Here is a 26,068-nt window from a genome sequence, read left to right as displayed (position 1 = left end):
AGTTGAAATATTAATTTGCAATAACAGTTTATTTGACAATGTGTTTCAATTATTACTGTATTCATTTTTATAATAATATTCGTTACACGAAAAATTATTCTCTATTAGGATATATGAAAAATACTAATAAAATATCTATTCAAGAATAATTTATATGATTTTATATTAACATTAGATATTTTCGAGACAGCTAGTATTGAAGCTATTTTTTTTATTTTTTTAAGTATAATGGCATATAAATATACTGTAGAATTATTTCATTTAAGTCTGTATAACTCAGAAGATATACAAAAAAAACAGCGCTTTTTATGCGCTGTTTTAATTAATTTAACTGTTATTTTTTTATTATTTGCCGTACCAAAATTGCCATAAATGAGATAAAGAGAAGTAAACCTAATAGTTCTCCAATTTTATCCCAGCCCTGCAAATTCAAAGCCAGCGGAGATTCGCCGCCACCCAGAGCAATAGATGCAACAATTACCATAGCCATTACTACACCTACGATACTTTCACCGACTATTAATCCAGCAGCCAGTAATGTACCACGACGATCTGTGGCTTTAACCTCTTTCTCCTGAATAGCTGGATCAGTATGGCGCTTTTTGATATAACGCAAACATAAATAGGATAATACTGTTCCGATAAAGATTGGCATATTGACGGAAGCCGGCAGATAAATACCCATACCCACTGCCAGCGGAGGTACACTCCAGCCCGGACGAAGATATTTAACCACCACATCAAGCACAATCAGGAATACACCCAAAAATACGCCTGCTCTGATGTATGCCCATTCCAGATTGTGAGAAAAAATCCCTTTGGCAATAGTGGTCATCAGAGTTGCCTGCGGTGCTGACAGTGCCTGAGCAGCATCCATTCCGGCACGTGGTAAGGCTCCGGTAAAACCATAAGCGTTATACAACAGTTCAAGTACTGGTGAGATTACTATCGCACCAACAATGCTGCCAATAATTAGTGCTACTTGCTGGCGCCACGGAGTAGCCTGAACCAGATGGCCGGTTTTTAAATCCTGCAGATTATCATTAGAAATAGTAGAAATGGCCATAACCACAGAAGCAGTAAATAATGCTAAAGCTGTCATAAACTGATTACCACCAGCTTGTGCGAAAATACCGCTAGACTGACCAATCACCATGAATACCAGCGATATAATGATGATTGAAACTATACCGATACTGGATATCGGGCTGGAAGAAGAACCAATCAGACCAGCCATATAGCCACTAGCTGCAGCCACAAGAAAACCTATAATGAAGGCCATGATGGTGGCACACGCAACCAAAGCACAGGCCAGTCCGAAAGATATCGGCGCAGTGGCAATAAAGCTGTAAAAGGTAGCAACCAGAATGATCAGAGTAGCCACTACAATCAGCATCATGGTTTTAGGCGATAAATCCTGATTTACCCGCTCCTGTGTTTTGCTGGTTTGTGAATCCGATCCAAAGGCCTGAAAAGAAAGTTTCATGCCTTCAAGCATAGGTTTGAAAAGGGTAATTAATGTCCAGATTGCAGCAACAGCGATGGCTCCGGCACCAATATAGCGGACTTTGGTTACCCAAAGTTTAATTGCAAAATCCATCATTGAAACATTTTCAGGCATTGCAGTGGTGCTGGTGAAATACGGTACGGCTATTCCCCACGAAAAAAACATGCCTAGCAGTACAGCAATACCGCCGGTAATACCTACCAGCCAACCGGCACCCAGTAAAGCCAGTGAAAAGCCCATTGGCACCTGAAATACGGCTCCGCCTACTTTAAACCAGTAACTGGCACTTTCACTGATTACGCGTAAGCCGCCAGCCAGAAAACTGAAAATACCGGATAAAATACCACCGGTAACAATCTGTTTAACTCCGCTTTGCGGTGAATCTTCATCATTTTCCTGTGGTTGATTGTGGTCACCAGCCTTGAGTATTTCAGCAGCGGCTAAACCTTCCGGATAAGGTAAATCACTATTAACAACCAGTACATGGCGTAAAGGAATAGTGAAAATAACACCAAGAATACCGCCGGCAACACATATCAAGGTTGTCTGCCAGAATGGAAAACCCTGCCAGTAACCAATCATTAATAAACCGGGCAGAACAAAGATAATTGAAGACAAGGTACCGGCCGCCGATGCCTGTGTTTGTACCATATTGTTTTCAAGAATATTTGAACCATGAAAGCATTTGAGTACAGCCATAGAGATTACGGCAGCAGGTATGGATGAAGCGAATGTCAGGCCAACTTTCAGCCCCAGATATACATTAGATGCAGTAAATATTACTGTGATTAATGCACCTAAGATCATGCCGCGAACGGTAAGTTCGCGATACTGATCGACCGCCGATGAGGTGGTTGAGGGGTGTTGCATGTAATAACTCCATAAAAATGCGACTTGGAATAATAGCAATAATACTAAAATTTCTGGATATTTATTTATCCTTTCACGACCGCAATTTTGGACAAAAAGTTGCATTGTACAAACTCATTTGTAATTTTTCTTTATGTTTAAAGAATTTAATGTAAATTAAGTTTTTTATTTTTATTCTTAGTTTAAATAAGATTAATTTTACTCAATTTCCGGATTCTGATTTCAGTACTTATTTTCTTTTTAACTGTTGGTTGTCAAGCCTATTATGGATGTCTATACTGAATTTTTTTCTGACTGTATATTTGTTATGCTTCCTGTTCTGATTTTACAACATTCGGATTTACATCTGTGTGATTTATCCCATTTAAACGCAATTATGCCGTCAAATCCGGAATATACATTTGATAATTCTGTGCTGCGGCTGCCGGTTAGTGTTGATTTCGAATTATCTGAATCAGCACAGACTCAGCTGATTGAGCAAAAAATTGATTTTGCTATTTTGCCTGATCAGAGTTTTGCAGACTTAGGATTAATTGTTAGTGATATGGATTCCACTTTGATTACCATTGAATGTGTGGATGAAATTGCTGCCGGAGTGGGATTACAGGCACAGGTTGCGGCCATCACCGAACGCTCAATGCGCGGTGAGATTGATTTTGAGCAATCGTTACGGGCGCGTGTAGCTTTATTGAAGGGTTTACCGGTTGAAGAATTAAAACAGGTTTATGAACATGTACTGAAACTTTCTCCGGGTGCAGAATGGCTGTTGCAGCAGTGTCAGAAACATGCAGTTAAATTCATGCTGGTTTCCGGTGGATTTACTTATTTTACTCAACGGCTGCAGCAACAATACGGGCTTGATTATACTTTTGCTAATCAGCTGGTGATACAAGATAATGTTCTGAACGGAGAGCTGGCAGGCAGAATTATTGATGCTCAGGCTAAAGCTGATTTACTGGTTCAATTCAGAGAAAAACTTGGACTAAACCCAATGCAGGTACTGGCAATGGGTGACGGTGCTAATGATATTCCGATGCTACAGGCAGCCGGTTTTGGAGTTGCCTACCACGCCAAACCGAAAACACAGGCCGCAACGTCTATTAATATACGCTTTGGCGGTCTGGATGCCGTACGTAAGTGGTTTCGCTGATTGATAACCGCAGACAACCTGCAGAACAGTGATAAAACCAAATGCAATTAAATTATAATTTAATAATAATCATTTAATTAGTTTGCAGATGCTTTCAGGAACACATTTATGTATCCAATAACTGAACCATATCAGTCTGGATTATTGCAGGTTTCTGCAATTCATCAGATTTACTGGGAAGAAAGCGGCAATCCGGCCGGTAAACCAGTTATTTTTTTACATGGCGGGCCGGGAGCCGGTGCCTCGCCTGCATGCCGCGGTTTCTTCAATCCGGAAAAATACCGCATTATTATTATTGACCAGCGTGGATGCGGTCGTTCCCTGCCCTATGCCTGTATTGACGACAATACTACATGGGATCTGGTTGAAGATTTAGAAAAAGTTCGCAGGATGCTGCACATTGAACGCTGGCAGGTATTTGGTGGTTCATGGGGGAGCTCACTGGCACTTGCTTATGCTAAAACTTATCCGCAAAGAGTCAGTGAGCTGATACTGCGCGGTATTTTTCTGTGCCGGCCACATGAAATTACTTGGGTTTATCAGCAAGGCGCAAATCATATTTTTCCGGAAGCATGGGAGAATTATCTCGCACCGATTGCTGAAAATAAACGGCATAATTTAGTAGATGCCTATCATGAGTTGTTATGCCATCCTTATACGGATGAAACAACTCAGCTCAATGCAGCTAAAGCATGGGCCCAATGGGAAAGTAGTATTGTACATTTAGAGCATAATCAGGCTAGTATAGACGAATATAATGATCCTCAGCGTGCCTTGGCAATTGCAAGGATTGAAAATCATTATTTTGTCCATCGCTGCTGGCTGGCAAGCGAATTTGCCTTACTGGAAAATATTCAGCTGCTGGCTGATATTCCGATTGTCATTGTTCAGGGGCGCTATGATATGTGCACACCGATTGAAAGCGCATGGGAATTGCAGCGGGCTTTACCGCTTGCCAGACTGGTAGTCACTATGGCCGGTCATTCTGGCTTTGAACCGGCAAATCAGGCTGCTCTGGTGGCTGCTACCGATGCTTTTGCCAGTTTATAACATTTACTCCGGACATTTCTTGCAGGTCTGAATATATTCAGAGCTGTTTTATTATCTGAAATATGATTTTTCAATCGGCATAAATATTTTGAATTTCAATTTCCTCTCAAACAAAGTATCAATATCTTTTGAAGTTTAGCTATTAGCTCAGCTTTATTAACAACTTAAGTATTTTTACGGCTTGCATTATTTTTTCATTTTACTATCCGTGAGCTTGATTCCGGCCTGTTCTCAGAAAAACCGATAATCCCGAATTTCTTAATCATTCTGTGCTTATCGTATACAAACGCTCTGATTGGATGAATGTTATTAATAATCTGGAAATATCATCTGTAAAAATTAAAATAATTCGTTCGGTTCTGCTGCCAGGCAACTGAAAACAGTCTGTATTTCCAGTATTTTAACCAGTATTAATTTCAGAATTCTATGTATTTGTGATGGAATTAATTCTGACATAATTACTTGATTTATCCATGAATAAAGTTGACTAAAATTGTCGGGTATTAGATAATTCATACATTGTCAATCTGTTTCGGGTTTTGTCATGCGTTTAACCACCAAAGGGCGTTTTGCCGTCATTGCCATGCTGGATTTAGCTATGCATGCGCAATCTGGTGCAGTAAACCTGACTGCAATAAGTGAACGCCAGCGCATTTCCCTGTCTTATCTTGAGCAGCTGTTCGGAAAATTACGCCGTGCCGGGCTGGTAGAAAGTATTCGCGGGCCGGGGGGCGGCTATGTACTGAGTCATGATGCTGCTCAGATTAATATTGCAGATATTATCTCTGCAGCGGAAGACACGCTGGATGCTACCGTTTGCGGCGGTCATGCTGATTGTCAGGATGGTTCACCCTGTCTGACACATGACTTATGGGCAAATCTGAATAAAACCATAGACAGCTATCTGCGCGGCATTACTTTGCAATGCATTCTGAATCAGCGAACTTACCATAACAACAGTAATGAAAAAAAAAGCAACCCGGAGCAGCCAGTTACCTTAATTAATCTGCATTAATACTCCGGCGCAGCCATAGATATTTAAAGAGAACACGACAATGACCGTAAAACTTCCTATCTACCTTGATTATTCAGCTACAACACCGGTTGATCCGCGTGTGGCTGAAAAAATGATTCCTTACCTGACGGAATTTTTTGGTAATCCGGCATCCAATAGCCATAGCTTTGGCTGGCAGGCAGAAGAAGCCGTAGAAAATGCACGCAATGAAATTGCTGCTTTGATTGGTGCGGATTCTAAAGAAATTATCTTCACTTCAGGAGCCACTGAATCTGACAATCTGGCATTGAAAGGTGCGGCACAGTTTTATGCCAGTAAAGGTAAGCATCTGATTACGGTCAAAACTGAACATAAAGCTATTCTGGATACCATGCGAGAGCTGGAAAGAGAAGGCTTCGAAGTTACCTATCTGGGTGTACAGGAAAATGGTTTGATTGATATGGCAGAGCTGGAAGCTGCTATCCGTCCAGATACAACCTTAGTCAGCGTGATGTGGGTAAATAATGAAATCGGTGTGATTCAGGATATTGCAGCTATTGGTGCACTTTGTGCTGAAAAAGGAGTTATTTTTCACGTCGATGCCGCTCAGGCTACCGGTAAAGTTCATATTGACGTAAAAGCCAATCAGATTGGTTTGCTGAGTATGTCTGCACACAAAACCTACGGTCCTAAAGGAATTGGTGCTTTGTATGTACGCCGCAAACCCCGTGTCCGCCTGAATGCACAGATGCATGGCGGCGGGCATGAGCGTGGTTTCCGTTCCGGCACACTGGCTACTCATCAGATTGTCGGCATGGGTGAGGCATTCCGTCTGGCGCGTCTGGAAATGGATCAAGACAATGCTCATGCTAAAGCACTGCGTGACCGTTTTCTCAATGCAATTAAAGGTGTTGAAGAAGTATATATCAATGGTGATTTACAACATCGCGTTTATCAGAATCTGAATATCAGCTTTAATTTTGTTGAGGGTGAAAGTCTGATTATGGCTGTTAAAGATATCGCTGTTTCCAGCGGATCTGCCTGTACTTCCGCAAGTCTGGAACCAAGCTATGTACTGCGCGCACTGGGTCGCAATGATGAGCTGGCGCACAGCTCTCTGCGTATTACATTCGGACGTTTTACTACCGAAGCCGAGATCGATTATGCTGCTGAACTGATTAAATCCAAAATCGGTAAATTACGCGAATTGTCTCCATTATGGGAAATGCATCAGGAAGGCATTGATTTGAGTAGTGTCGAATGGGCAGCACATTAATCAGCTCAGACTGAAACGATATATTCTGCCCTGCTATATCGCAGGGCTGCACACCAAAAACAGGTTATTTGCTGCGAATATAAAAGCAATTGTAGTTATTCTGGCATCAGAAGAATTGTAAAAGGAACTTATTATGGCCTACAGTGACAAAGTCATTGATCATTATGAAAATCCGCGCAATGTCGGCTCTTTTGAAAAGGGTGACCAGAGCGTGGGTACCGGTATGGTAGGCGCACCAGCCTGCGGCGATGTAATGAAATTACAAATCAAAGTAAGTGATAACGGTATTATTGAAGATGCCAAATTCAAAACTTATGGCTGCGGTTCTGCTATTGCTTCTTCAAGTCTGATTACAGAATGGGTTAAAGGTAAGAGTCTGGATGAGGCTTTGGCTATTAAAAACAGTGCCATTGCTGAAGAACTAGCATTACCGCCAGTAAAAATACATTGTTCTATTCTGGCAGAAGATGCTATTAAGGCTGCTGTAGCAGATTATCGAAAAAAACATAACGAGTAATATGATGATTTTTGGCAGTACCGCAAATAACAACGAACCCACTACTGAAAATAATGACAATCAATCGGTTAATGCAGTACGCCTAAACGATATCAGAATGTGTACCAGTCAATTTTGTCTGGAATGCGGTGAATCAATATCATCTGAACATCAGCTTCAGTTTCCTGGTACACGTTTTTGTATTAACTGTGAAGAAAATATTGCCATTAAGCGCTCATTTCTTTCATCTTACAAACGTCGTTTTAATCATAATTGTAAAAACCCTGAAGGTACTGCATAGTAAATTCAGGACAAATTTCCAACAGGTGAGAATATGATTTCTCTGACTGAAAAAGCCGCTAAGCATATTAGCAATTATCTGACCAAACGTGGTAAAGGCGAAGGTATTCGTCTCGGGGTTAAAAACAGTGGCTGTTCGGGTATGGCGTATACTCTTGAATTTGTTGATAACATCCAGCCGGAAGATTTATTGTTTGAACAACATGGTGTCAAAGTATTTGTTGATCCTAAAAGCCATGTTTATCTGGATGGTACTGAACTGGATTTTGTTAAAGAAGGATTACAGGAAGGTTTTAAATTTGCCAACCCCAATGCCAAAGATGAATGCGGTTGTGGTGAAAGCTTTCATGTTTAAATAAATAACCCTATTGCCGGAATGTCGCAATTCTGCCGGCTGATAAGCAAAATACAGCATTACAGCCAAATTTTGCGAAAAGCCTGTTTTTCATGTCCGGTATCTTTAGCTTTGACCCAATTTTCACCATAAAGGTGAGCCACATGAACCAATACTTTGCGCTTTTCCAATTACCTGAACAGTTCAATATTGATGATAAGCAACTGGAGCAGAATTATCGCCTGCTGGCAGCACAGTGCCATCCGGATAAATTTGCTGCCAGAAGTGCTTTTGAACAAAAGCAGGCCATGATGATGGCTGCTACCGTTAACGAAGCTTATCGTATTCTGAGCAATCCGCTTGACCGGGCTGCATATTTATTGAAACAACAGGGAGTAGATGCGGATGCACCAGAGCATACGCACTTTCCGGCTGAGTTTTTAATGCAGCAGATGCAATGGCGTGAAACACTCGAAGACGCCCGTGCAGAAGCTGACTGGACAACACTGAAAGAACTTGCAGCCACTATTGAGCTCGAACAAACTGGCTTATACCAGCAACTGTATGCGGCCTTTATACAGAATCAGCCGGAAAAAGCAGCAGAACTGGTACGCCAGGGGCGTTTTTTACACAGATTACAAAGTGAAATTCAAGCTGCGCTTCCCTGACATCATCAGAATCAATGTATCAGAGATATGCTTTGATAAAAAAATCGAAGTATTAAGTAATATTTAAGAAATCAGGACTAAATTCAGATTATGGCTTTATTGCAAATTGCCGAACCCGGCCTTTCCGCTGTACCGCATGAACATCGTCGTGCTGTAGGCATTGACTTAGGCACAACTAATAGCTTAGTTGCAACTGTACGCAGTGGTTATGCCGAATGTCTTGCAGACGAACAGGGAAGGATTACCCTGCCCTCTGTTGTCCGCTACCAGCAGGATAGCGTACCGGAAGTAGGCACAGATGCATTAAAAGCACAACGTATCGATCCGGCCAACACCATCAGTTCAGCTAAACGTCTGATTGGCCGTACTCTTGAAGATATCAAAAATCAGTCTGAAACCCGTTATCTGCCCTATCATTTTACTAATGATGAACGCATTATCAGCATTCACACCCGTGCAGGAAATAAAACCCCGATAGATGTCTCTGCAGATATTCTCCGTGTTTTGAAAACCCGTGCAGAAAACACACTCGGTGGTGAACTTGCCGGCGCAGTGATTACCGTACCGGCCTATTTTGACGATGCACAGCGCCAGGCAACCAAAGATGCTGCCCGTCTGGCCGGTCTGCATGTTTTACGCTTACTGAATGAACCCACCGCAGCTGCAATTGCTTATGGTCTGGACAATGCCGCTGAAGGAACATTTATCGTTTATGATCTTGGCGGCGGAACATTTGATGTTTCAGTTTTAACCTTAAGCCGCGGTCTGTTTGAAGTAAAAGCAACAAACGGTAACAGTGCTCTGGGTGGTGACGATTTCGACCAGCGTTTGTTTTGCTGGTTGCTGGAACAGAATAAATTATCACAGTTAAATGCACAGGATAGCGCATTATTACAATCACTTTCACGTGCAGCCAAAGAAGCTCTGACAAGTGAAACTTCAACCACCATTGCCGCCACTCTTTCTAACGGACAAAAAATCCTCACTGATATCAGCCGTGACACCTTTCATCAGCTAACTCAGCCTCTGGTAGCCAAAACACTGGAACCGGTTAAACAGGCAATGCGCGATGCCGGCATCAGTAAAAGTGAGATAAAAGGGGTAATTATGGTAGGCGGAGCTACGCGCATGCTGCATGTACAGCAGGCTGTAGCCACTTTCTTTGGTCAGACTCCGCTGAATAACCTTAATCCGGATGAGGTTGTAGCATTGGGAGCTGCGATGCAGGCCAATGTACTGGCTGGTAATAAAAATGATGATGAATGGCTGTTACTGGATGTAACCCCGTTATCACTCGGACTGGAAACTTATGGCGGACTGGTTGAAAAGGTTATCCCGCGCAACAGTACCCTACCTACAGCACGCGCTCAGGATTTTACAACCTTTAAAGACGGGCAAACAGCCATGATGATTCATGTTGTACAGGGTGAGCGTGAATTAGTCGCAGACTGCCGCAGTCTGGCACAATTCACACTCCGCGGTATCCCGCCGATGGCCGCCGGAGCAGCACGCATACGGGTAACATTTCAGGTTGATGCCGATGGTCTGCTTTCTGTTTCTGCCCGCGAACAAACCACAGGAGCACAGGCTCATATTGAAGTAAAACCTTCGTACGGACTTGACGATAGCGTTATTACCCAAATGCTGAAAGACAGTTTTACTCATGCACAAACCGATGCCAGACAACGTGCCCGTACAGAAGCCACAGTAGAAGCAGAAAGCATCATTGCGGCGGTCACCAATGCACTGTCTATGGATGCTGACTTACTTAGCAATGATGAACAACAGACTATTCAAACTGCACTGGAACACACCCAACAACAAATCCAGCAAGGAGATGCTCAGGATATTCGTGATGCTATTCATGCATTGAATCACGCAACTGATGAATTTGCTGCCAAACGCATGAACCGCAATATCCAACGTGCTTTACAAGGTAAAAACGTCAGAGAAATCTGATATTTCAAATGCAGACAAATTGAACTGTCTGCCGATACGATGGAGATAACATCATGTTAAAGCTATATTACATACCAAACACCTGTGCATTTATACCGCATGTGGCACTAGAATGGAGCGGACTTGAATATACCGCTGAAGAGGTAGGCCGCGACACAATCAAATCGCCGGAATATTTGGCACTGAACCCTCAGGGGCAAGTACCATTACTGACTGACGGCAACTGGGCACTGCGTCAGAATGTGGCAATCATTGATTACATCAATGATCTTGCACCGGATAAAGGTATCTATGGCGTTACAGCACAACATGATCCCAAAGCACGAGCCCTGGCCCGCCAATGGCTGGCCTTTGCCAATTCTGATTTACACATGAGCTTTAAACCTTATTTCTATGCAGCTCGCATGGTAGATGATGAAAAAGCACAGGAGAATCTGAAGGCCTATGCTAGTTCTGCTCTGAAAAATTTATTTTCCTTAGTTGATAATATTCTTGCTCAGCAGGATTACCTGACTGGCGATAATATCACTATTGCAGATGTTTACATTTTTATAGAAGCACATTGGACAAAAAGATGTAACATTGATCTGAGCGCATATCATAATCTGAGTAAATTCTATCAGCGCGTAAGTGCTGATACCGGTGTATCCACCGTACTGAAAGTACAAGGTATAATTTAATAACATATTCGGCGTGAATGGTTTTATTTTAAAACCGGACACGCCTGCTTTATTTAGAAACACGGAATTACCATGCCCAAAATTACTGTACTGCCCCATCCTCAACTCTGTCCTGAAGGTAAAGTTTTAAGTGACATTCCCACAGGAACCAGTATTTGTGATGCATTACTTGAGCATGATATTGAAATTGAACACGCCTGCGAAAAATCCTGCGCCTGCACAACCTGTCACGTTCTTATCCGCAAAGGATATGATAGCCTGCCTGAACCGACTGAACAGGAAGAAGATTTACTTGATCAGGCATGGGGGCTGGAAGCCGATTCACGCCTGAGCTGTCAGGCGCGTCTGGCTGATAGTGATGTTACCATCGAAATTCCAAAATATACCATCAATCATGCACGTGAAGAGCATTAACCTTACTTGATAAGAATACTCTCTAAACCGATTGATTTAATAATATTTTTTAATTATCTAATTAAGTGCAGGCTTAAACCATGAAATGGACTGATATACACCGAATCGCCGAAGAACTGGCCGACCGCTACGAAGACATCAACCCTACTAACATCCGCTTTACCCAGCTGCGTGATCTGATACTGGCTTTACCAGAATTTGATGACAACCCTGAGCACTGCGGCGAGCGCATACTCGAAGCGGTTCAGCAGGCATGGATTGATGAAATTGCCTGAATTTAGTCATCTAAACTTATCAGAATATCCGTACAAATAATGATGTTACAGATGATGTCCGGCTTATAACTGAAACAAACCGGTTGCCAACTTCTATAGGCAACCGGTTTGTTTAATATATAAATTAAATCACTAAATCTTATCAGTTTTTCTGCGTCGCAAGCGCCAACTGCAAAATTGCCAGCAACGATTAAATACATGCCGGTAAACAAAAACCGCACATAATAAGCAACCACCGGCAGAACCGGCACAAATCAGAAACATAGTGAATAGTTGAAACCTGATTGCCTGATCAGGAGAGGCACCGGCCAGAATCTGCCCGGTAATCATACCCGGCAAGCTTACCAACCCCACTACACTCAACTGATTAATTGTTGGCAACATCCCTGCTACTACCGCTGAACGCGCAGTATCCCGATAAGCCTCCCAGCCTGTAGCGCCCATAGACAGCATCACTTCTACACGAGCCTGCTGCTGACGTAAATCCTGTGTTAAACGGTCTAGACACAATGCTACAGCTGTCAGACAATTACCCAATACCATCCCCAGAAGGGGAATCACATACTGCGGTGAATACCATGGGCGGATATGCAGTACCGCATATAATCCCACAGCAGCACTTAACCACGAAGCCAGCCATACAGATGATAAAGCATCACGGGTCAGACCACGATATACATAACTGCCCCGTGAACGCGCAGAAAAACCGGCAATCACAGTCATAACAACAATTATCAACAGTACCCAGTACCATTGATTAGAGGCAAATATCCATTTTAATAACAAACCCACAACGGACAGCTGCACAATAGCCCGAACTGCTGAAATCAAAATACGTTTTGTCAATCCAAGCTTCAGCCATAATGAAACACCGGCACTCACCAGAATCAGCAATGAAGCCAGAGCCAGTTCTGCAACACTAATATAATTAGTTCCCTGCATTATTGCCTCCCGCCCGTGATGATTTTCTGGTGTGAGTAATCCGTCCGGCATCCAGATACCAGATTTCATCACCTACCTGATTAATCTGCTGCTCACTATGTGAAATCCAAATATAGGCAGCCTGAGGATTATCTTCCTGCCATTGACCGACCAACTTTTGTACGGCCTGTGCCGAATCTTCATCCAGAGAAGCCGTTGGCTCATCCAGCAGCAAAACCGGCGGATTTAATTGCAATATACGCAACAGACACACCAGCTGAGCCTCTCCTCCGGATAAATCCGTTGCATCCCGCTCCAGAAAATTACCATCTTTACCCAGACTCTCTAACACCCGCTGTACATCATCCAGCTGAAATTTTTTATGCTGATAATGATGCAAAGTAAAAGGTAAAAACAGATTATCACGCACTGTACCCGGAATCAGAACCGCCTGCTGCCGTACATACGCGATCTGGCTGCGATGCTGTGCAATACAGTGTGCATTCAGACGAACCGGCTGATTATGACAATACAGCGTGCCCGAAGCTGGTAAATCCAGCAGAGAAATCGTACGTAAAAAAACCGATTTTCCTGCCCCAGATGCACCGCTGATTGCCACACGTGCTCCAGCCCAGAGCTGAAAATCGATATCCTGTAATAACATCCTGCCATCATCATGGGCACGCTGACACACACACTCACCGGATAAAATCGGCGTATTCATGATGAGCCACGCAGTTCTTTCGGTAGAACAAACATAATATTTTCCTCCACACCAGCACCTTCGGTAACTGTCGGGTATCCCCAGGAAACAATAGTTTGTACAACATCATTCACCAGTACCTCAGGTGCTGAAGCACCGGCTGTAATACCAACCTGATGCTTACCACTGAACCACTGTGTTTGCAGACAGCCGGCATTGTCAACCATATAGGCATCAACACCCAGTAATGCTGCCACTTCACGCAAACGATTACTGTTCGAACTATTAGGAGATCCCACCACAATCACCACATCACAGGTAGCAGCCAGTTTTTTCACTGCATCCTGACGATTGGTGGTTGCATAACAAATATCCTCTTTATGCGGACTTTTAATGTGAGGAAAACGCTGTTTTAAAGCGGCAATAATACCGCTGGTTTCATCAACCGAAAGCGTTGTCTGGCTCACATGCGCCAGCTTTTCTTCATTGCGGACCTGTAAACTTGCCACATCAGCAACTGTTTCCACCAGCAACATCACACCCGGCGGCAATTGCCCCATCGTTCCTTCAACTTCAGGATGGCCTTTATGACCAATCATAATAATCTGATAACCCTGTTCATCCAGCCGTGATACCTGCCGGTGAACCTTAGTTACCAGAGGACACGTAGCATCAAAAATACGAAAGCCGCGTGCAACTGCTTCCTGCTGTACAGCCTGAGATACACCATGAGCAGAATAAATCAGCGTCGCATCAGGAGGCACATCATCCAGATTTTCGATAAATACCGCACCCTTATTGCGCAGATTATCAACCACAAACTTATTGTGTACTACTTCATGCCGTACATAAATCGGAGCACCATACTCTTCCAGTGCCCGTTCTACAATACTGATAGCACGGTCTACACCGGCACAGAATCCACGCGGATTGGCCAGTAAAATCTTTTTGTCACTCATTAAACATCCCGTTACCTGGCTGAATTCATCACAGACGAATCAATCAGACCGCCTTTTTCTTCTGATGGAAAATACTTTCCAGCACCAGCAACACCGCACCGACACAAATCAGGCTATCAGCAACATTAAATGCCGGATAAAACCAATTATGGTAGTAGAACAATAGAAAATCAACCACATGCCCGTGCACCAGCCGGTCTGTTACATTACCTGCGGCCCCTCCTATAATCATGGCTGCAGCAACTTTACCCAGCTTTGCGAATTCATCACGGATAATTGCACGCAACAGATAAACACAAATCACCAGAGCCAGTCCCATAAAAAAGAATTTTTGCCAGCCTCCGGCATCTGCAAGAAAACTGAACGCCGCGCCGGGGTTATATGTCAGTGTGAGATCAAAAAAACCCGGTATTACCGTAATTCTTTCCAGATATTGAATATGGCATAAAACCAGATATTTTGTTAACTGATCAGCTATCAGTCCCGCAATAATAATTGCACCATATAAAAACAATTTTTTACTCAGCATAGCCTTCCCTAAAAACCAAACAGGCGTAACCGGCCAAACCAATTACGCCTGAATCATTCAAATCATGCCAAAATAACCGGCAATATTAAAATCATTAACCCGCATCAAGCATATAACCGCTGTTCACCGACACCGTCGATATTAAGTGCACAACGACCGCAGATTGTCGGGTGTTTCGGGTCAGAACCCACATCATTTGTATAATGCCAGCAACGTTCACACTTAGTACCCTGATCAACAGTGACCGTAGCCGACAGCTCATCACCCTGTTCAACAGTAACCTTGGCAACCATCAGCACAAAGCGTAACTCATCACCAATTGCCGTAATAAAAGGCAGAATTTCCGCCGGCACACGAATAGCCACATCAGCTTGTAATGACGAACCAACATTCTTATCAGCACGCAAAGGCTCAATCGCCGCATTAACTGTATCTCTTACAGCACGGATTGCCTGCCACTTCTGCGCCAGACCGGCTAACTCCGCCTCGGCCATAGAGGGGAACACATGTGCAGTATGATACAGTACACTATCCTCATCATTACCTGTTAAAACAGCCCAGGCTTCTTCAGCCGTAAAGCACAGAATCGGACTCAGCAGCAACACCAGATTACGCGTAATATGATAAAGCGCAGTTTGTGCACTCCGACGACCATGGCTGCCTGCCTGCATTGTATACAGACGGTCTTTCAGAATATCCAGATAGAAAGCACCCATATCTTCCGAACAGAAATGCACAATATCCTGTACCGCAAAATGGAATGCATAACGGGTAAAGTGATCATTGGCTACGCGCTCCTGCAACTGCTGAGCCAATACCAGAGCATAGCGGTCCAGCTCAAGCATATCTGAAATCGCTACTGCATCCGTTTCCGGATTAAAATCACTCAGATTGGCCAGCAAAAAGCGCAGCGTATTGCGCAAACGACGGTAACTTTCAGAAACCCGTTTCAGAATTTCATCAGAAATGGCCAGTTCACCGGAGTAATCTGTAGAAGCCACCCACAGGCGCAGAATATCAGCACCCAGACTGTCATTGACCTTTTGTGGTGCAACCACATTCCCAACAGATTTGGACATCTTCTGTCCATTACCGTCCACCACAAAACCATGTGTCAGCAACTGTTTATAAGGAGCACTGCCAACCGTTGCACAAGCTGTCAGCAATGAAGACTGAAACCAGCCGCGATGCTGATCCGAACCTTCCAGATACAAATCAGCCGGCCATGCCAGTTCAGGGCGCTGACGCAATACTGCATAATGCGTACTGCCCGAATCAAACCAAACATCCAGCGTATCCGGCAGCTTTTCATATTCATCTGCATCAGCCCCTAACAGCTCATGCTTATCCAATGCAAACCAGGCTTCAATTCCGTGCTGCTCAATCCGCTTAGCTACCTCTTCCAGTAACTCAGCCGAACGCGGATGCAACTGACCGGTTTCCTTATGCGCAAAAAACGCCATCGGAGTACCCCAGTAACGCTGGCGGGAAACCACCCAGTCCGGACGCCCTTCAATCATTGCCTCCAGACGCGCACGTCCCCATGCAGGGAAAAATTCAGTAACATCAACAGCATTCATAGCCTTATTGCGCAATGTTTTACCATCGGTACCTTCCTTATCCATACCGATAAACCACTGACCGGTTGCCCGGTAAATCAATGGTGTTTTATGGCGCCAGCAATGTGCATAACTATGGGTAATTTTGCCATTAGAGAGTAACTTACCTTCTTCCGCAACCCAGTCGATTACCACCGGGTTACCTTCCCAGACTGTCATACCGGCTAACCGTGGCACATCACTGATATAGCGCCCTTCAGCATTTACCGGGTTATACAACTTAATCCCATAGCGCAGACAGGCAAAATAATCATCCAGACCATGTGCCGGAGCAGTATGTACCATACCAGTACCGGCCTCGGTAGTAACATGGTCACCCAGTAATACCAGAATATCCCTATCTAGAAACGGATGATTTAAATGCAGATTTTCCAGTTTCCGGCCAGCTGTTTCAGCCAGTACCGCCGTATCATCCGCACCAAAACCAAACCGGGCTAAAGCCGCCTCAGCCAGCTCTTTAGCCAGCACCAGCTTACCTTTAGGCGTATCAATCAACTGATAAACCACTTCAGGCCCGACACAAATTGCCTGACTGGCCGGCAAAGTCCACGGAGTTGTTGTCCAGATAACACCATATACCTCACCCGGCAGCTCATTCAATCCGAAAGCTTTCGCCACAGCAGCATTATCTTTAAACTGATAAGCCACATCAATCGCATAAGAAACCTTATCCTTATACTCTACCTCTGCTTCTGCCAGCGAAGAGCCGCAATCCAGACAGAACTGTACCGGCTTCTCACCACGATACAAATAACCGCCCTGCTGAATTCGTCCCAGCGTACGTACAATATCTGCCTCGGTTTGATAATCCATAGTCAGATATGGATGTTCCCAGTCACCCAGTACACCCAGACGCATAAAATCTTTTTTCTGCCGTTCAATCTGTTCCCGTGCATATTCCCGGCATAACTCGCGGAATTTTGCAGCCGGAATATTCTTGCCGTGCTTTTTCTCCACCATCAGCTCAATCGGCAAACCGTGACAGTCCCAGCCCGGAACATATGGTGCATCAAAACCAGCCAGCGTCTTACTCCGGATAATAATATCCTTCAATACCTTATTTACAGCATGGCCGATATGAATATCACCATTTGCATATGGAGGACCATCATGCAGAATAAACTTAGGTCTTCCCGCTGCCAGTTTACGCAGTTTCTGATAACGCTTCTGTTCATACCAAGATTTCAGCCAGCCGCCTTCACGCTTGGCCAGATTACCGCGCATCGGAAACGGCGTATCCAATAAATTTACTGTTTTACTATAGTCAGTCATGACTTTCTCTTTAAAATATATTTAACTTTTAATATTCAGAATAAATTCAGCTCAATAAATTTTACGGCCACCCGAACATAATCCTGCTATTCAGGCAGCCTGCCATATTCGGGCAGCTTCCATATCAGCAAAAATCTGCGTCTGTAACGCAGCCAGCGACTCAAACTTCAGCTCATCGCGCAGCTTATGCAAAAAATGCACCTGTAAACGCTGCCCGTATAAATCATCTTCACAATCAAAAATATGCACTTCAAGCTTTTGTAAACTGCCTGAAGACACAGTCGGATTTTTACCAAAACTGGCTACCCCGCGCTTACGCCCGAAAGCTCCGGATACATCGACCACAAATACCCCGTTCAGAGCATAGTGCAAAGCCGGTAAATGCACATTAGCAGTAGGACAACCCAGTTCACGCCCCAGTTTGGCTCCGTGCTTCACACGACCACTCAGCGTATACTCGTGCCCCAGCAACAACTGTGCATAAGCCAGATTACCCGAAGCCAGTGCCATCCGCACCGCAGTACTGGATGCGCGCACATCTTCAACCACAATTGAAGGCGTGTGCTCAGTAACAAACTCATTCTGCGCCTGCAATAAAGTAAAATCACCGCTGCGCCGTGTACCGAAGCGGAAATCGTCGCCTACCAGCAAATAGCGCGTGTGCAAATGCTTAACCAGCATCTGACTGATAAAATCCATCGGTTGCATAGCTGCAAACTGCTGATTAAACCGCACAACATAAACCGCATCAACACAGCCGCTTGCAGCAAGCAGATCCAGCTTATCGCGCAGCGGAGTCAGACGAAACGGCAAAGTTTTCCCTGCCTGCTGCGCAAAAAATTCCTGTGGTTGCGGCTCGAACATCATTACCACCGAACTAAGCCCGCGCTGTCCGGCTTCCTGACGCAAACGCATCAAAATATGCCGGTGCCCGCAATGAACCCCGTCAAAATTACCGATAGTCACCGCAGTGCCATCCGTCCAATCCGGCTGCTGCCCGCTCCCCAACCAAACTCGCATACAATTCTTGAATAAATCAAATAATAAAACGTATCATTGTAAACATTTCAGCCAGCCTTAGCCAGCGCAATTGCTCAGGATTTTCCAGCCGTTTCAACCATCAAATCCACTTTATTCTCAAGAACAAACAAATTTTAATACAGTTATCCCCCTATTTCTTGCTAAAATAGCCGCCACCCTGACGCTAAGGCTATCAATAGCCAGCAACACCTCAGAAAATTTATTAGGTAACACAATGGCCTTTCGTTTTGACATCATCTACGAATACCGCGAAATGTTTTATTACGGTGCGCTTACAACACTCGGCGTCACCCTGATTTCCACATTTACGGGCACACTTCTCGGTCTGATTTTTGCCCTTGCACGCATTATCCGAATTGAAAAAGGCGGGCTGCCCATGCGTGCTTTCGTATGGTCATTGCGCCAGATTTCCCTGCTCTATGTAACCATTTTCCGTGGCACACCCCTGTTTGTACAGATTTTCATCTGGTATTTTGTCTGGTTTCCACTGCTCATCAACCCTGCTGACGGTCTGATTATCAGCGGCGATCTGGCTGTCGAACTGCGCCGCAGCTACGGTGCACTGATTGCCGGCGTACTCGCACTTTCAGTTAATTCTGGAGCTTACATTACCGAGATTTTCCGTGCAGGCATCCAGTCAATAGACCGTGGACAATTCGAGGCCTCCCGCTCTCTTGGTCTGAGTTATACACAAGCCATGCGCTATGTCATTCTGCCACAGGCTATCCGCCGTATGCTGCCGCCAATTGGTAATGAATTTATTACCTTACTTAAAGACAGCTCACTTTTATCCGCCATCGCCGTAGTCGAACTGGCTTTTGCTGCCCGCGCAGCAGCCGGACGTTATCTTAACTACGAGACACCGCTATACACCATTGCCATAATCTATCTGATAATGACCATCGCCTTAAGCTGGTTCTTCTCATGGCTGGAGAAAAAATACAATAAAGGTTATCAGCACTGAGCTTAGACAGAAATCAACAACATGAGAACAGGACGGTTAAAAATCAACCGTCCTGTTTCATTTTATAAAATAGCAGAATTCAACCTCATAACACCAATGTACAAACTGATTTATAGCCTTACTGATACCAAAGTCAAATCAATTACATTTATTACATATGGTTTTCCGGCACAATCAATATTATTGCAAACCAGCTATTTCAAATTGCAAATCCAATGCTGAAAAATATCTTTCTGAATCAGCTATCAAATATTAATCATCATAAATAACACCAGTCAGTTATCGATTAGCTTCAATATGTAACTCATCAGGAGACAGATATCAAAAATATCTTAATTCATACATCTTTATTTACATTTTAAAATTTTGTACTATAGATTTAAACAAAATATATAATAAAAACTAATAACTTGACACAAATTAAACAAATTGATTAACTATTAACTTATATATTTATCTTATCAACTGAAAAAGAGAAAAACATGAAAGCTGTCAGATTACATGCACAACACGATATCCGCATAGATGAAATCGAAAAACCAAAACCCAAAGCCGGTGAAATACTGATTAAAATCGGTGCAGCCGGTGTGTGCCACTCAGATATACACCTGATCGAAAGTGGTATCCCTGCAGGTGCTCCTGCATTTACCCTGGGACATGAAAATGCCGGATGGGTTGAAGAACTGGGCGAAGGAGTAACTGATTTTAAAGTAGGCGATGCAGTCATGGTATACGGACCATGGGGTTGCGGACATTGCCAGCCTTGTCAGCAATCTATGGAAAACTACTGTGAACATCAGTCGGAATCTCCGATCCTCGGCGGTGGACTGGGTACCAATGGCGGCATGGCTGAATACATGATTGTTCCTTCCAGTCGTTTACTCGTACCTTTGCATGACCTGCACCCGGAAGAAGTGGCCCCTCTCTCCGATGCAGCCTTAACTCCCTATCATGCAATTAAACGTTCTGCCGGCAAAATAACACCGTCTGCTTTTGTTCTCGTAATCGGCATAGGTGGTTTAGGACATATGGCTGTACAAATCCTGAAACAGCTATATTCGGCCACCATTATTGCCGGTGATATTAATGATGAAAAACTGGAACTGGCCAAAAAATATGGTGCGGATTATGTAATACGTACCGACCGCGATACCGATAGCATTGTCGAAGAAATTACCCATATTACCGGTGTGAAGAAATGTGCCGTCGTACTTGATTTTGTTGGCAATAAGCCAACTCTGACTTTGGGTGCACAAACAGTCGGATTAAACGGCGACTGGACAGTAGTTGGTCTGGGTGGCGGCAAGCTCGACTGGCACTGCATGAATCAGCCATGGGGAGCATCACTTTGTACACCCTATTGGGGTTCACGGGTTGAACTGATGGAAGTACTGGACATGAAAAGAAAAGGTATTATAAATATCGAATACACCACCTACCCCCTTTCACAGGCTCTGGAAGTATACGATAAATTGATTAAAGGGCAGATTAATGGCCGTGCAGTACTGATACCTTAATCTTTCCTAATAGAATCAGGCTGAGCAATATTATAACCACAGCCTGATTCTATAAAATCCACGTGCTCTGAAGCGATAAACAATTAATTACTATCATCAATAAAAAACCATCCGGTGGCTGTTGTATCAACGCAGACCAAGCTTAAAAAGAAAATTTGTTTCGCAATAACTCATTTTCATTAACAATTTTACTGACCTCATATATTTTTTACCGCATCATTATCCATCAATACTTTAAGTTAACCTCCTAGTAAAAATTAATCCCCTAAATTTTCATAAATTTTTCAGCATAACTAACTATATTTCAACCAATCTTATATTTTTAACATATACTATTCCTCATTTTTAATATACATTCACTATATTAAAATCAGCCAACACAACACCAATGAACTAATACTTAACTTAATAAGCTATGGTTTCAAATTAATACAATATAGAACATATGAATACGAAATTAATGTCAGAGAAAATTATCAAAACCAGTAAATTTCTAAGCTATATTCTAAGACATAAGCCGGAAACAATAGATATCACCTTAGATCAGCAGGGATGGGTAAATATAGAATACTTAATCAAACAGGCAAACCTGCATAGAGAACAACTCACCAGAGATATTATCGAGGTGGTTGTTAAAACAATTGATAAAAAACGATTTACCATATCTGAAGATGGCTTAAAAATTCGTGCAGCACAAGGACATTCAACTGATCAGGTCCATATCAGTCATAATGCGCAAAAACCGCCAGAGTTTTTATATCACGGTACAGCCACAAGATTTATAAATTCAATCAAACAGCAAGGATTAATCGCAGGGAGCCGCCATTATGTACATCTGTCAGCAGATGTGAATACTGCGATAAAAGTCGGCACACGTCATGGCAGCCCTATTGTGCTGCAAATATATGCCTTAATAATGTATCAGGAAGGATATCAATTCTATCAGGCGGAAAATGGAGTATGGCTGGTTCAAACCGTACCAACACATTATTTACAACCATATAAATGAGCAACTAAATTATAAATATTTAAAAACAATATTTTATTAAAAACGAAGAGTTTACAAAATTTGTCTTTTCAATAGAGTTAACTCCTCATCAGATAGTTTATTTACTAACTTATTACTATTGATAATCGTCGAAATATACTGAATAATTTCTTTATCGTCACTATCTAACAGAATAGAAAAAAATGATCCAATAAAAGCGGAATTAATTCTATCTAATTTTGCAATTATATCTGCAATATAATTCATTAAATCCTGCTTACTAAATAATTTATTTAATAAAGTATTCATACGATAAAAGTTGTCACAACTGTTGCATAGAATTTCCATTTTTTCCATTACTATATTTTTCAATTTATATTTTTGAGCACTATTAAAATACTCTGTGTCTAACTTTACTATGACAGTAAGAATAAAATCTTCAAAAGTAACTTGGGATATAATTTTATCATCAGAAAACATATAAACTATAAATTTAAAAATTTCTTCTGATGAAACATCCATTTGATAATAGTGTCTTGATAAAATATATATAGCTCTTCTTAATTGTTTTTCTGGAAGATTATCTAAATATTGTTTTAAATCATATCCAAAATTATTACTTTTTTTGATTATCTCATCAATTTCAATTTGAATCTCTTCATCAAAGGCACTCATTACTTTATTACTCCTCATCAGATAATTTATTCGCTAACTTATTACTATAGATAATCGACGAAATATACTGAATGATTTCTTTATTGTGACTATACTAACAGAATAGAATAAAATGATACAAGAAAAACTGAATTAATTCTATTTAATTTTTCAATCATATCTGCAATTTAATTCATTAAATCTTGCTTACTAAATAACTGATTTAATAATCTGTTCATACGATAAAAGTTGTCACAGCTTTCACATAGAATCTCCATTTTTCAATTTAAAATTTGAAGACTATTAAAATCTATCTTTAAAGCAACATAGAAAGTAAAATCAAAAAAGTTAACCTTGAATATTATTTTATCATCAGAAAACAAATAAACTATAAATTTAAAACATTTCTACTGAAGAAATCTCTGCATAAATATAATAGTTTTCTGAGACTATATATTGCTCTCCTGAGTTGTTTTTCTGGAAGAATATCTAAATATTGTTTTAAATCATATTCAAAATTATTACTTTTTTGATTATCTCTTTAACTCTTTTATCAACCTCGCTATCAATAACACTTATTCCCCTTTACTCCAATAAAAAATATAATGAAATATATGAATGTTATACCAATTTTAATTATTTTCCAATATAGAAGAATCTTTATAAATTCGATAATTAGCAGAATTTCTAATATAATTAATAAACTATTTTTTTCTACTAACTAATTCAAATTCTAAATCCGGCTCAGAATAATAAATTAAACCTATTTGATCCGAATCTACCATCAGCCCGGTCTTAAATAAATCAATCCAATTATCATAATCAAACTCAGGAGTATATTCACTCGAATCAAAACAGCACAGGACAACACCAGTCATTCCTCCGTCAAGAAGAATCTCATCTCCTGCCCTTATTTCACTACCATCTTGATATTTCATCGTAACTCCCTATTTAATAAAAGCATCTACTTTCGCCATACTTTTTTTGATACTACTCCTCTTCTATCTCTACTTTCAACTTTTATCCTAAAAACTTTTAGTTTCTGTTGTACAATATATATAATCTTGATTTAAATAGTAACACCCTATCTTAATTATTATTAACTATAACTAGATTAAATAATTCTAATTGAATATCAATTTTATTCTATATATTTGTGATATTTTCATAAATTTAATAGATTTATTAAGAAACTATTTCAAGATCAATATCACCTGTTAAATAAAATTCAGTAAAAGCTCTCCTAACCAGACTAAAATCGTCGACTATCGTTCTATTATCCCAATTATCACTAAGCATATCTATCATGATATCGGGGCGTGTCGGATTAGAAAAGTTTTTATCTCATCATCTGGTCATATATTAACATATGCAAACATCACCACATATTTCTGATTTTGTAAGTATAGAGTTAATTTATAAGGTTCTAAACCTTTCTGCTTATATTGTTCCAAATGAAGGTAACCAGAAATAGATTCAAATATATTAGAGTATCATTAATGTTTGTTAATTCAGGATTATTAATATCAATACTAACTCTTTTATTAGATTGCCTGTTTTTTCTTATAACACGGTACAAAAATCCTTTAAAAATGTCTACTAAAGTAGGTTGATTAATATCCTCTTCTCCACCGGACAATCTTCCCTTAAATTCAAATAAATTTTTCATTTTTACTATCTCAATCATTTTAAATTTTCACAGATGCTTCTCAATATGTTCATATTATCTCATTGATTTTCAGTTTTATAAGATTAATTTGATACTTAATTATAATATTAATTTATATTAAGATATTTTTTCTTTTAATGTTATTATAAAAGTGCCTAATCCTATTAATTTCCCTCTTTTATAATTCAGAATACTCATTTGCTTTAGTTAATCACTTAAAAAAATCCCAGCTTGAAAACCAGGATTTTTTTATTATTAATTCACTTTCTATAATAGTGTATAAAAAATATTAGTATATCGATTTACCAAAATTCGATATCCATCGTTAATTTACTACCTAAATCAGATATGAAATCTAACGTATTTTTTTTCAAATTTATATCTGATTGCTTTTCATTTTTATATACATGACCATAAATTGTAAATATAAAATCTATATCATTCTCTTCTTTAAATGTTAATAATATATTTAATTTGTTTTCAATCCTATTAATTATCTGACGCACTTGATGATCCAGATTATTTAGTGAATTTATGCTATGCCGTAAACACCAGGTAGTTTCTATAGCCGGACTAAATTTGCAATTTCTCATACTTCCCCTGATAGTATATGTTGTAGGCGAAATTCCTAGTAATTTGGTTACACTATCTGGATTAAAATTAGGGCCGCATATAATAAATTCTATAGTCACTTCAGCTTGTAACATTTTACACTCCTATCATCAATACCCATTTAGAATATTATTTTTCAGATTCACTATGACTGAATATTCATAATTTATGTATATTTATTTACTATTTAAACTATTTCTTTCTAACTGCAAATTTATGTACATAATCCTTTTATTTAAATAATTATCTTTTGCATTTTTAGATTTTCCTTAACTTTTATTTTAAACTGGTTCAAGTAATTCAGATATTGCTTTTCGGCAATAAGCATTATTTATTTTAACATTTTCTATTCCGACTATTATCAATAAGCTTTGGCACATCAAAAGTAGCTATATTTCTTTTATCTAAATTTTATTTCTTTTTTCCATATACCAGTAATATGCTTTAGCTTATTCCTACTACATAGCTTCTTATTGCAATTCAAAATACTAAAATAGGCACAGTAATAAAATTTATATCAAGGTTTCTATAGGGAGAAATTTTCCGTATGTTTAGTCATATTGGTTTATATAACTATTTTTGTTATTAGTTAAATTTGTTTATCTTATTACTGTTGACATCATAATTTTAGAAGATAGATTTATAAA

25 protein-coding genes and 1 pseudogene are annotated in these 26,068 nt (G+C 40.9%); 15 read left to right on the top strand and 11 right to left on the bottom strand.

What is annotated here, in order from left to right; translation table 11 throughout:
* Positions 1-334: 334 nt before the first annotated feature.
* Positions 335-2,377: an OPT family oligopeptide transporter gene (locus tag H3V01_RS00855; RefSeq protein ID WP_084549935.1), complete on the bottom strand. Its 2,043-nt coding sequence runs from the start codon at positions 2,375-2,377 to the stop codon at positions 335-337.
* 307 nt (positions 2,378-2,684) lie between these two features.
* Here H3V01_RS00855 and serB point away from each other — a divergent pair, with 307 nt between their 5' ends.
* From serB to iscX, 12 genes are all read left to right on the top strand, one after another.
* Positions 2,685-3,527, top strand: a complete 843-nt coding sequence (gene serB, locus H3V01_RS00850) for a phosphoserine phosphatase SerB (RefSeq protein WP_198185694.1) — start codon at positions 2,685-2,687, stop codon at positions 3,525-3,527.
* Between the two features lie 108 nt (positions 3,528-3,635).
* Positions 3,636-4,577: a prolyl aminopeptidase gene (pip, locus tag H3V01_RS00845; protein ID WP_198185692.1), complete on the top strand. Its 942-nt coding sequence runs from the start codon at positions 3,636-3,638 to the stop codon at positions 4,575-4,577.
* Positions 4,578-5,121: 544 nt separating this feature from the next.
* Positions 5,122-5,592, top strand: coding sequence for a Fe-S cluster assembly transcription factor (locus H3V01_RS00840; RefSeq protein ID WP_025330177.1), 471 nt, complete (start codon positions 5,122-5,124; stop codon positions 5,590-5,592).
* Between the two features lie 40 nt (positions 5,593-5,632).
* Positions 5,633-6,847, top strand: a complete 1,215-nt coding sequence (locus H3V01_RS00835; protein ID WP_037391791.1) for an IscS subfamily cysteine desulfurase — start codon at positions 5,633-5,635, stop codon at positions 6,845-6,847.
* A 133-nt stretch (positions 6,848-6,980) separates the two neighbouring features.
* Positions 6,981-7,364 (top strand): Fe-S cluster assembly scaffold IscU, encoded by a 384-nt coding sequence (iscU, locus tag H3V01_RS00830; protein ID WP_025330175.1) that lies wholly within the window; start codon positions 6,981-6,983, stop codon positions 7,362-7,364.
* A gap of 1 nt (position 7,365) precedes the next feature.
* Positions 7,366-7,644: a TraR/DksA C4-type zinc finger protein gene (locus H3V01_RS00825; RefSeq protein WP_037475645.1), complete on the top strand. Its 279-nt coding sequence runs from the start codon at positions 7,366-7,368 to the stop codon at positions 7,642-7,644.
* A gap of 33 nt (positions 7,645-7,677) precedes the next feature.
* Positions 7,678-7,998, top strand: a complete 321-nt coding sequence (gene iscA / locus H3V01_RS00820; protein WP_025330173.1) for an iron-sulfur cluster assembly protein IscA — start codon at positions 7,678-7,680, stop codon at positions 7,996-7,998.
* A gap of 143 nt (positions 7,999-8,141) precedes the next feature.
* A complete protein-coding gene (hscB, locus tag H3V01_RS00815) occupies positions 8,142-8,645 on the top strand; it encodes a Fe-S protein assembly co-chaperone HscB (protein ID WP_198185690.1) in 504 nt (167 codons plus the stop codon).
* Positions 8,646-8,735: 90 nt separating this feature from the next.
* A complete protein-coding gene (gene hscA, locus H3V01_RS00810; protein ID WP_198185688.1) occupies positions 8,736-10,604 on the top strand; it encodes a Fe-S protein assembly chaperone HscA in 1,869 nt (622 codons plus the stop codon).
* A 53-nt stretch (positions 10,605-10,657) separates the two neighbouring features.
* The gene (locus H3V01_RS00805; RefSeq protein WP_025330170.1) at positions 10,658-11,284 is read left to right on the top strand and encodes a glutathione S-transferase family protein; all 627 of its coding nucleotides are present in this window, start codon (positions 10,658-10,660) and stop codon (positions 11,282-11,284) included.
* A gap of 72 nt (positions 11,285-11,356) precedes the next feature.
* Entirely contained in the window at positions 11,357-11,698 is a 342-nt protein-coding gene (gene fdx, locus H3V01_RS00800; protein ID WP_025330169.1) for an ISC system 2Fe-2S type ferredoxin, read from the top strand.
* Positions 11,699-11,778: 80 nt separating this feature from the next.
* Complete coding sequence (gene iscX, locus H3V01_RS00795) at positions 11,779-11,973, top strand: Fe-S cluster assembly protein IscX (RefSeq protein ID WP_025330168.1); 195 nt, start codon at positions 11,779-11,781, stop codon at positions 11,971-11,973.
* A 132-nt stretch (positions 11,974-12,105) separates the two neighbouring features.
* On the opposite strand, the gene H3V01_RS00790 is transcribed toward iscX, so the two are convergent.
* From H3V01_RS00790 to ribF, 6 genes are all read right to left on the bottom strand, one after another.
* Entirely contained in the window at positions 12,106-12,984 is an 879-nt protein-coding gene (locus H3V01_RS00790) for an ABC transporter permease (RefSeq protein ID WP_198185686.1), read from the bottom strand.
* Positions 12,902-13,618: an ABC transporter ATP-binding protein gene (locus H3V01_RS00785; protein ID WP_198185684.1), complete on the bottom strand. Its 717-nt coding sequence runs from the start codon at positions 13,616-13,618 to the stop codon at positions 12,902-12,904. The genes H3V01_RS00790 and H3V01_RS00785 overlap by 83 nt, the downstream gene beginning before the upstream one ends.
* Positions 13,615-14,556 (bottom strand): 4-hydroxy-3-methylbut-2-enyl diphosphate reductase, encoded by a 942-nt coding sequence (ispH, locus tag H3V01_RS00780; RefSeq protein ID WP_037475651.1) that lies wholly within the window; start codon positions 14,554-14,556, stop codon positions 13,615-13,617. Before ispH ends, H3V01_RS00785 begins: the two co-directional genes overlap by 4 nt.
* Before the next feature lie 43 nt (positions 14,557-14,599).
* Positions 14,600-15,085 (bottom strand): signal peptidase II, encoded by a 486-nt coding sequence (lspA, locus tag H3V01_RS00775; RefSeq protein WP_037475735.1) that lies wholly within the window; start codon positions 15,083-15,085, stop codon positions 14,600-14,602.
* A 104-nt stretch (positions 15,086-15,189) separates the two neighbouring features.
* A complete protein-coding gene (gene ileS, locus H3V01_RS00770; RefSeq protein WP_198185682.1) occupies positions 15,190-17,976 on the bottom strand; it encodes an isoleucine--tRNA ligase in 2,787 nt (928 codons plus the stop codon).
* A 90-nt stretch (positions 17,977-18,066) separates the two neighbouring features.
* Positions 18,067-18,996 (bottom strand): bifunctional riboflavin kinase/FAD synthetase, encoded by a 930-nt coding sequence (gene ribF / locus H3V01_RS00765; protein WP_096766226.1) that lies wholly within the window; start codon positions 18,994-18,996, stop codon positions 18,067-18,069.
* A 235-nt stretch (positions 18,997-19,231) separates the two neighbouring features.
* Between ribF and H3V01_RS00760 the strand changes: the two genes are divergently transcribed.
* From H3V01_RS00760 to H3V01_RS00750, 3 genes are all read left to right on the top strand, one after another.
* The gene (locus H3V01_RS00760; RefSeq protein WP_096766225.1) at positions 19,232-19,981 is read left to right on the top strand and encodes an amino acid ABC transporter permease; all 750 of its coding nucleotides are present in this window, start codon (positions 19,232-19,234) and stop codon (positions 19,979-19,981) included.
* 482 nt (positions 19,982-20,463) lie between these two features.
* A complete protein-coding gene (locus H3V01_RS00755; protein WP_198185680.1) occupies positions 20,464-21,498 on the top strand; it encodes an NAD(P)-dependent alcohol dehydrogenase in 1,035 nt (344 codons plus the stop codon).
* Positions 21,499-21,958: 460 nt separating this feature from the next.
* Positions 21,959-22,507: an RNA 2'-phosphotransferase gene (locus tag H3V01_RS00750; protein WP_198185678.1), complete on the top strand. Its 549-nt coding sequence runs from the start codon at positions 21,959-21,961 to the stop codon at positions 22,505-22,507.
* Positions 22,508-22,558: 51 nt separating this feature from the next.
* Here H3V01_RS00750 and H3V01_RS00745 read toward each other — a convergent pair whose 3' ends face one another.
* The 4 genes and pseudogenes from H3V01_RS00745 to H3V01_RS00735 all read right to left on the bottom strand — a co-directional run bounded on the left by H3V01_RS00745 (position 22,559) and on the right by H3V01_RS00735 (position 25,516).
* Complete coding sequence (locus tag H3V01_RS00745) at positions 22,559-23,161, bottom strand: hypothetical protein (RefSeq protein WP_198185676.1); 603 nt, start codon at positions 23,159-23,161, stop codon at positions 22,559-22,561.
* 683 nt (positions 23,162-23,844) lie between these two features.
* Positions 23,845-24,078, bottom strand: coding sequence for a hypothetical protein (locus H3V01_RS00740; RefSeq protein WP_025330157.1), 234 nt, complete (start codon positions 24,076-24,078; stop codon positions 23,845-23,847).
* Between the two features lie 247 nt (positions 24,079-24,325).
* Positions 24,326-24,469 (bottom strand): annotated as a pseudogene (locus tag H3V01_RS11300) (DUF6911 family protein); the annotation flags it as partial.
* 642 nt (positions 24,470-25,111) lie between these two features.
* Complete coding sequence (locus tag H3V01_RS00735) at positions 25,112-25,516, bottom strand: DUF4279 domain-containing protein (RefSeq protein WP_198185674.1); 405 nt, start codon at positions 25,514-25,516, stop codon at positions 25,112-25,114.
* Positions 25,517-26,068: the final 552 nt, after the last annotated feature.

Origin of the sequence: Snodgrassella sp. M0351 (assembly GCF_016100575.1) — a bacterium.
Lineage (GTDB): Bacteria > Pseudomonadota > Gammaproteobacteria > Burkholderiales > Neisseriaceae > Snodgrassella > Snodgrassella alvi.
This window is presented reverse-complemented; position numbering and strand designations above follow the sequence as displayed.

What these genes read in the sequence shown, in the direction of transcription:
- H3V01_RS00855 (WP_084549935.1), bottom strand. Translation starts at nt 2,377, where the DNA reads ATGCAACACCCCTCAACCACCTCATCGGCGGTCGATCAGTATCGCGAA.
- serB (WP_198185694.1), top strand. Translation starts at nt 2,685, where the DNA reads ATGCTTCCTGTTCTGATTTTACAACATTCGGATTTACATCTGTGTGAT.
- pip (WP_198185692.1), top strand. Translation starts at nt 3,636, where the DNA reads ATGTATCCAATAACTGAACCATATCAGTCTGGATTATTGCAGGTTTCT.
- H3V01_RS00840 (WP_025330177.1), top strand. Translation starts at nt 5,122, where the DNA reads ATGCGTTTAACCACCAAAGGGCGTTTTGCCGTCATTGCCATGCTGGAT.
- H3V01_RS00835 (WP_037391791.1), top strand. Translation starts at nt 5,633, where the DNA reads ATGACCGTAAAACTTCCTATCTACCTTGATTATTCAGCTACAACACCG.
- iscU (WP_025330175.1), top strand. Translation starts at nt 6,981, where the DNA reads ATGGCCTACAGTGACAAAGTCATTGATCATTATGAAAATCCGCGCAAT.
- H3V01_RS00825 (WP_037475645.1), top strand. Translation starts at nt 7,366, where the DNA reads ATGATGATTTTTGGCAGTACCGCAAATAACAACGAACCCACTACTGAA.
- iscA (WP_025330173.1), top strand. Translation starts at nt 7,678, where the DNA reads ATGATTTCTCTGACTGAAAAAGCCGCTAAGCATATTAGCAATTATCTG.
- hscB (WP_198185690.1), top strand. Translation starts at nt 8,142, where the DNA reads ATGAACCAATACTTTGCGCTTTTCCAATTACCTGAACAGTTCAATATT.
- hscA (WP_198185688.1), top strand. Translation starts at nt 8,736, where the DNA reads ATGGCTTTATTGCAAATTGCCGAACCCGGCCTTTCCGCTGTACCGCAT.
- H3V01_RS00805 (WP_025330170.1), top strand. Translation starts at nt 10,658, where the DNA reads ATGTTAAAGCTATATTACATACCAAACACCTGTGCATTTATACCGCAT.
- fdx (WP_025330169.1), top strand. Translation starts at nt 11,357, where the DNA reads ATGCCCAAAATTACTGTACTGCCCCATCCTCAACTCTGTCCTGAAGGT.
- iscX (WP_025330168.1), top strand. Translation starts at nt 11,779, where the DNA reads ATGAAATGGACTGATATACACCGAATCGCCGAAGAACTGGCCGACCGC.
- H3V01_RS00790 (WP_198185686.1), bottom strand. Translation starts at nt 12,984, where the DNA reads ATGAAATCTGGTATCTGGATGCCGGACGGATTACTCACACCAGAAAAT.
- H3V01_RS00785 (WP_198185684.1), bottom strand. Translation starts at nt 13,618, where the DNA reads ATGAATACGCCGATTTTATCCGGTGAGTGTGTGTGTCAGCGTGCCCAT.
- ispH (WP_037475651.1), bottom strand. Translation starts at nt 14,556, where the DNA reads ATGAGTGACAAAAAGATTTTACTGGCCAATCCGCGTGGATTCTGTGCC.
- lspA (WP_037475735.1), bottom strand. Translation starts at nt 15,085, where the DNA reads ATGCTGAGTAAAAAATTGTTTTTATATGGTGCAATTATTATTGCGGGA.
- ileS (WP_198185682.1), bottom strand. Translation starts at nt 17,976, where the DNA reads ATGACTGACTATAGTAAAACAGTAAATTTATTGGATACGCCGTTTCCG.
- ribF (WP_096766226.1), bottom strand. Translation starts at nt 18,996, where the DNA reads ATGCGAGTTTGGTTGGGGAGCGGGCAGCAGCCGGATTGGACGGATGGC.
- H3V01_RS00760 (WP_096766225.1), top strand. Translation starts at nt 19,232, where the DNA reads ATGGCCTTTCGTTTTGACATCATCTACGAATACCGCGAAATGTTTTAT.
- H3V01_RS00755 (WP_198185680.1), top strand. Translation starts at nt 20,464, where the DNA reads ATGAAAGCTGTCAGATTACATGCACAACACGATATCCGCATAGATGAA.
- H3V01_RS00750 (WP_198185678.1), top strand. Translation starts at nt 21,959, where the DNA reads ATGTCAGAGAAAATTATCAAAACCAGTAAATTTCTAAGCTATATTCTA.
- H3V01_RS00745 (WP_198185676.1), bottom strand. Translation starts at nt 23,161, where the DNA reads ATGAGTGCCTTTGATGAAGAGATTCAAATTGAAATTGATGAGATAATC.
- H3V01_RS00740 (WP_025330157.1), bottom strand. Translation starts at nt 24,078, where the DNA reads ATGAAATATCAAGATGGTAGTGAAATAAGGGCAGGAGATGAGATTCTT.
- H3V01_RS00735 (WP_198185674.1), bottom strand. Translation starts at nt 25,516, where the DNA reads ATGTTACAAGCTGAAGTGACTATAGAATTTATTATATGCGGCCCTAAT.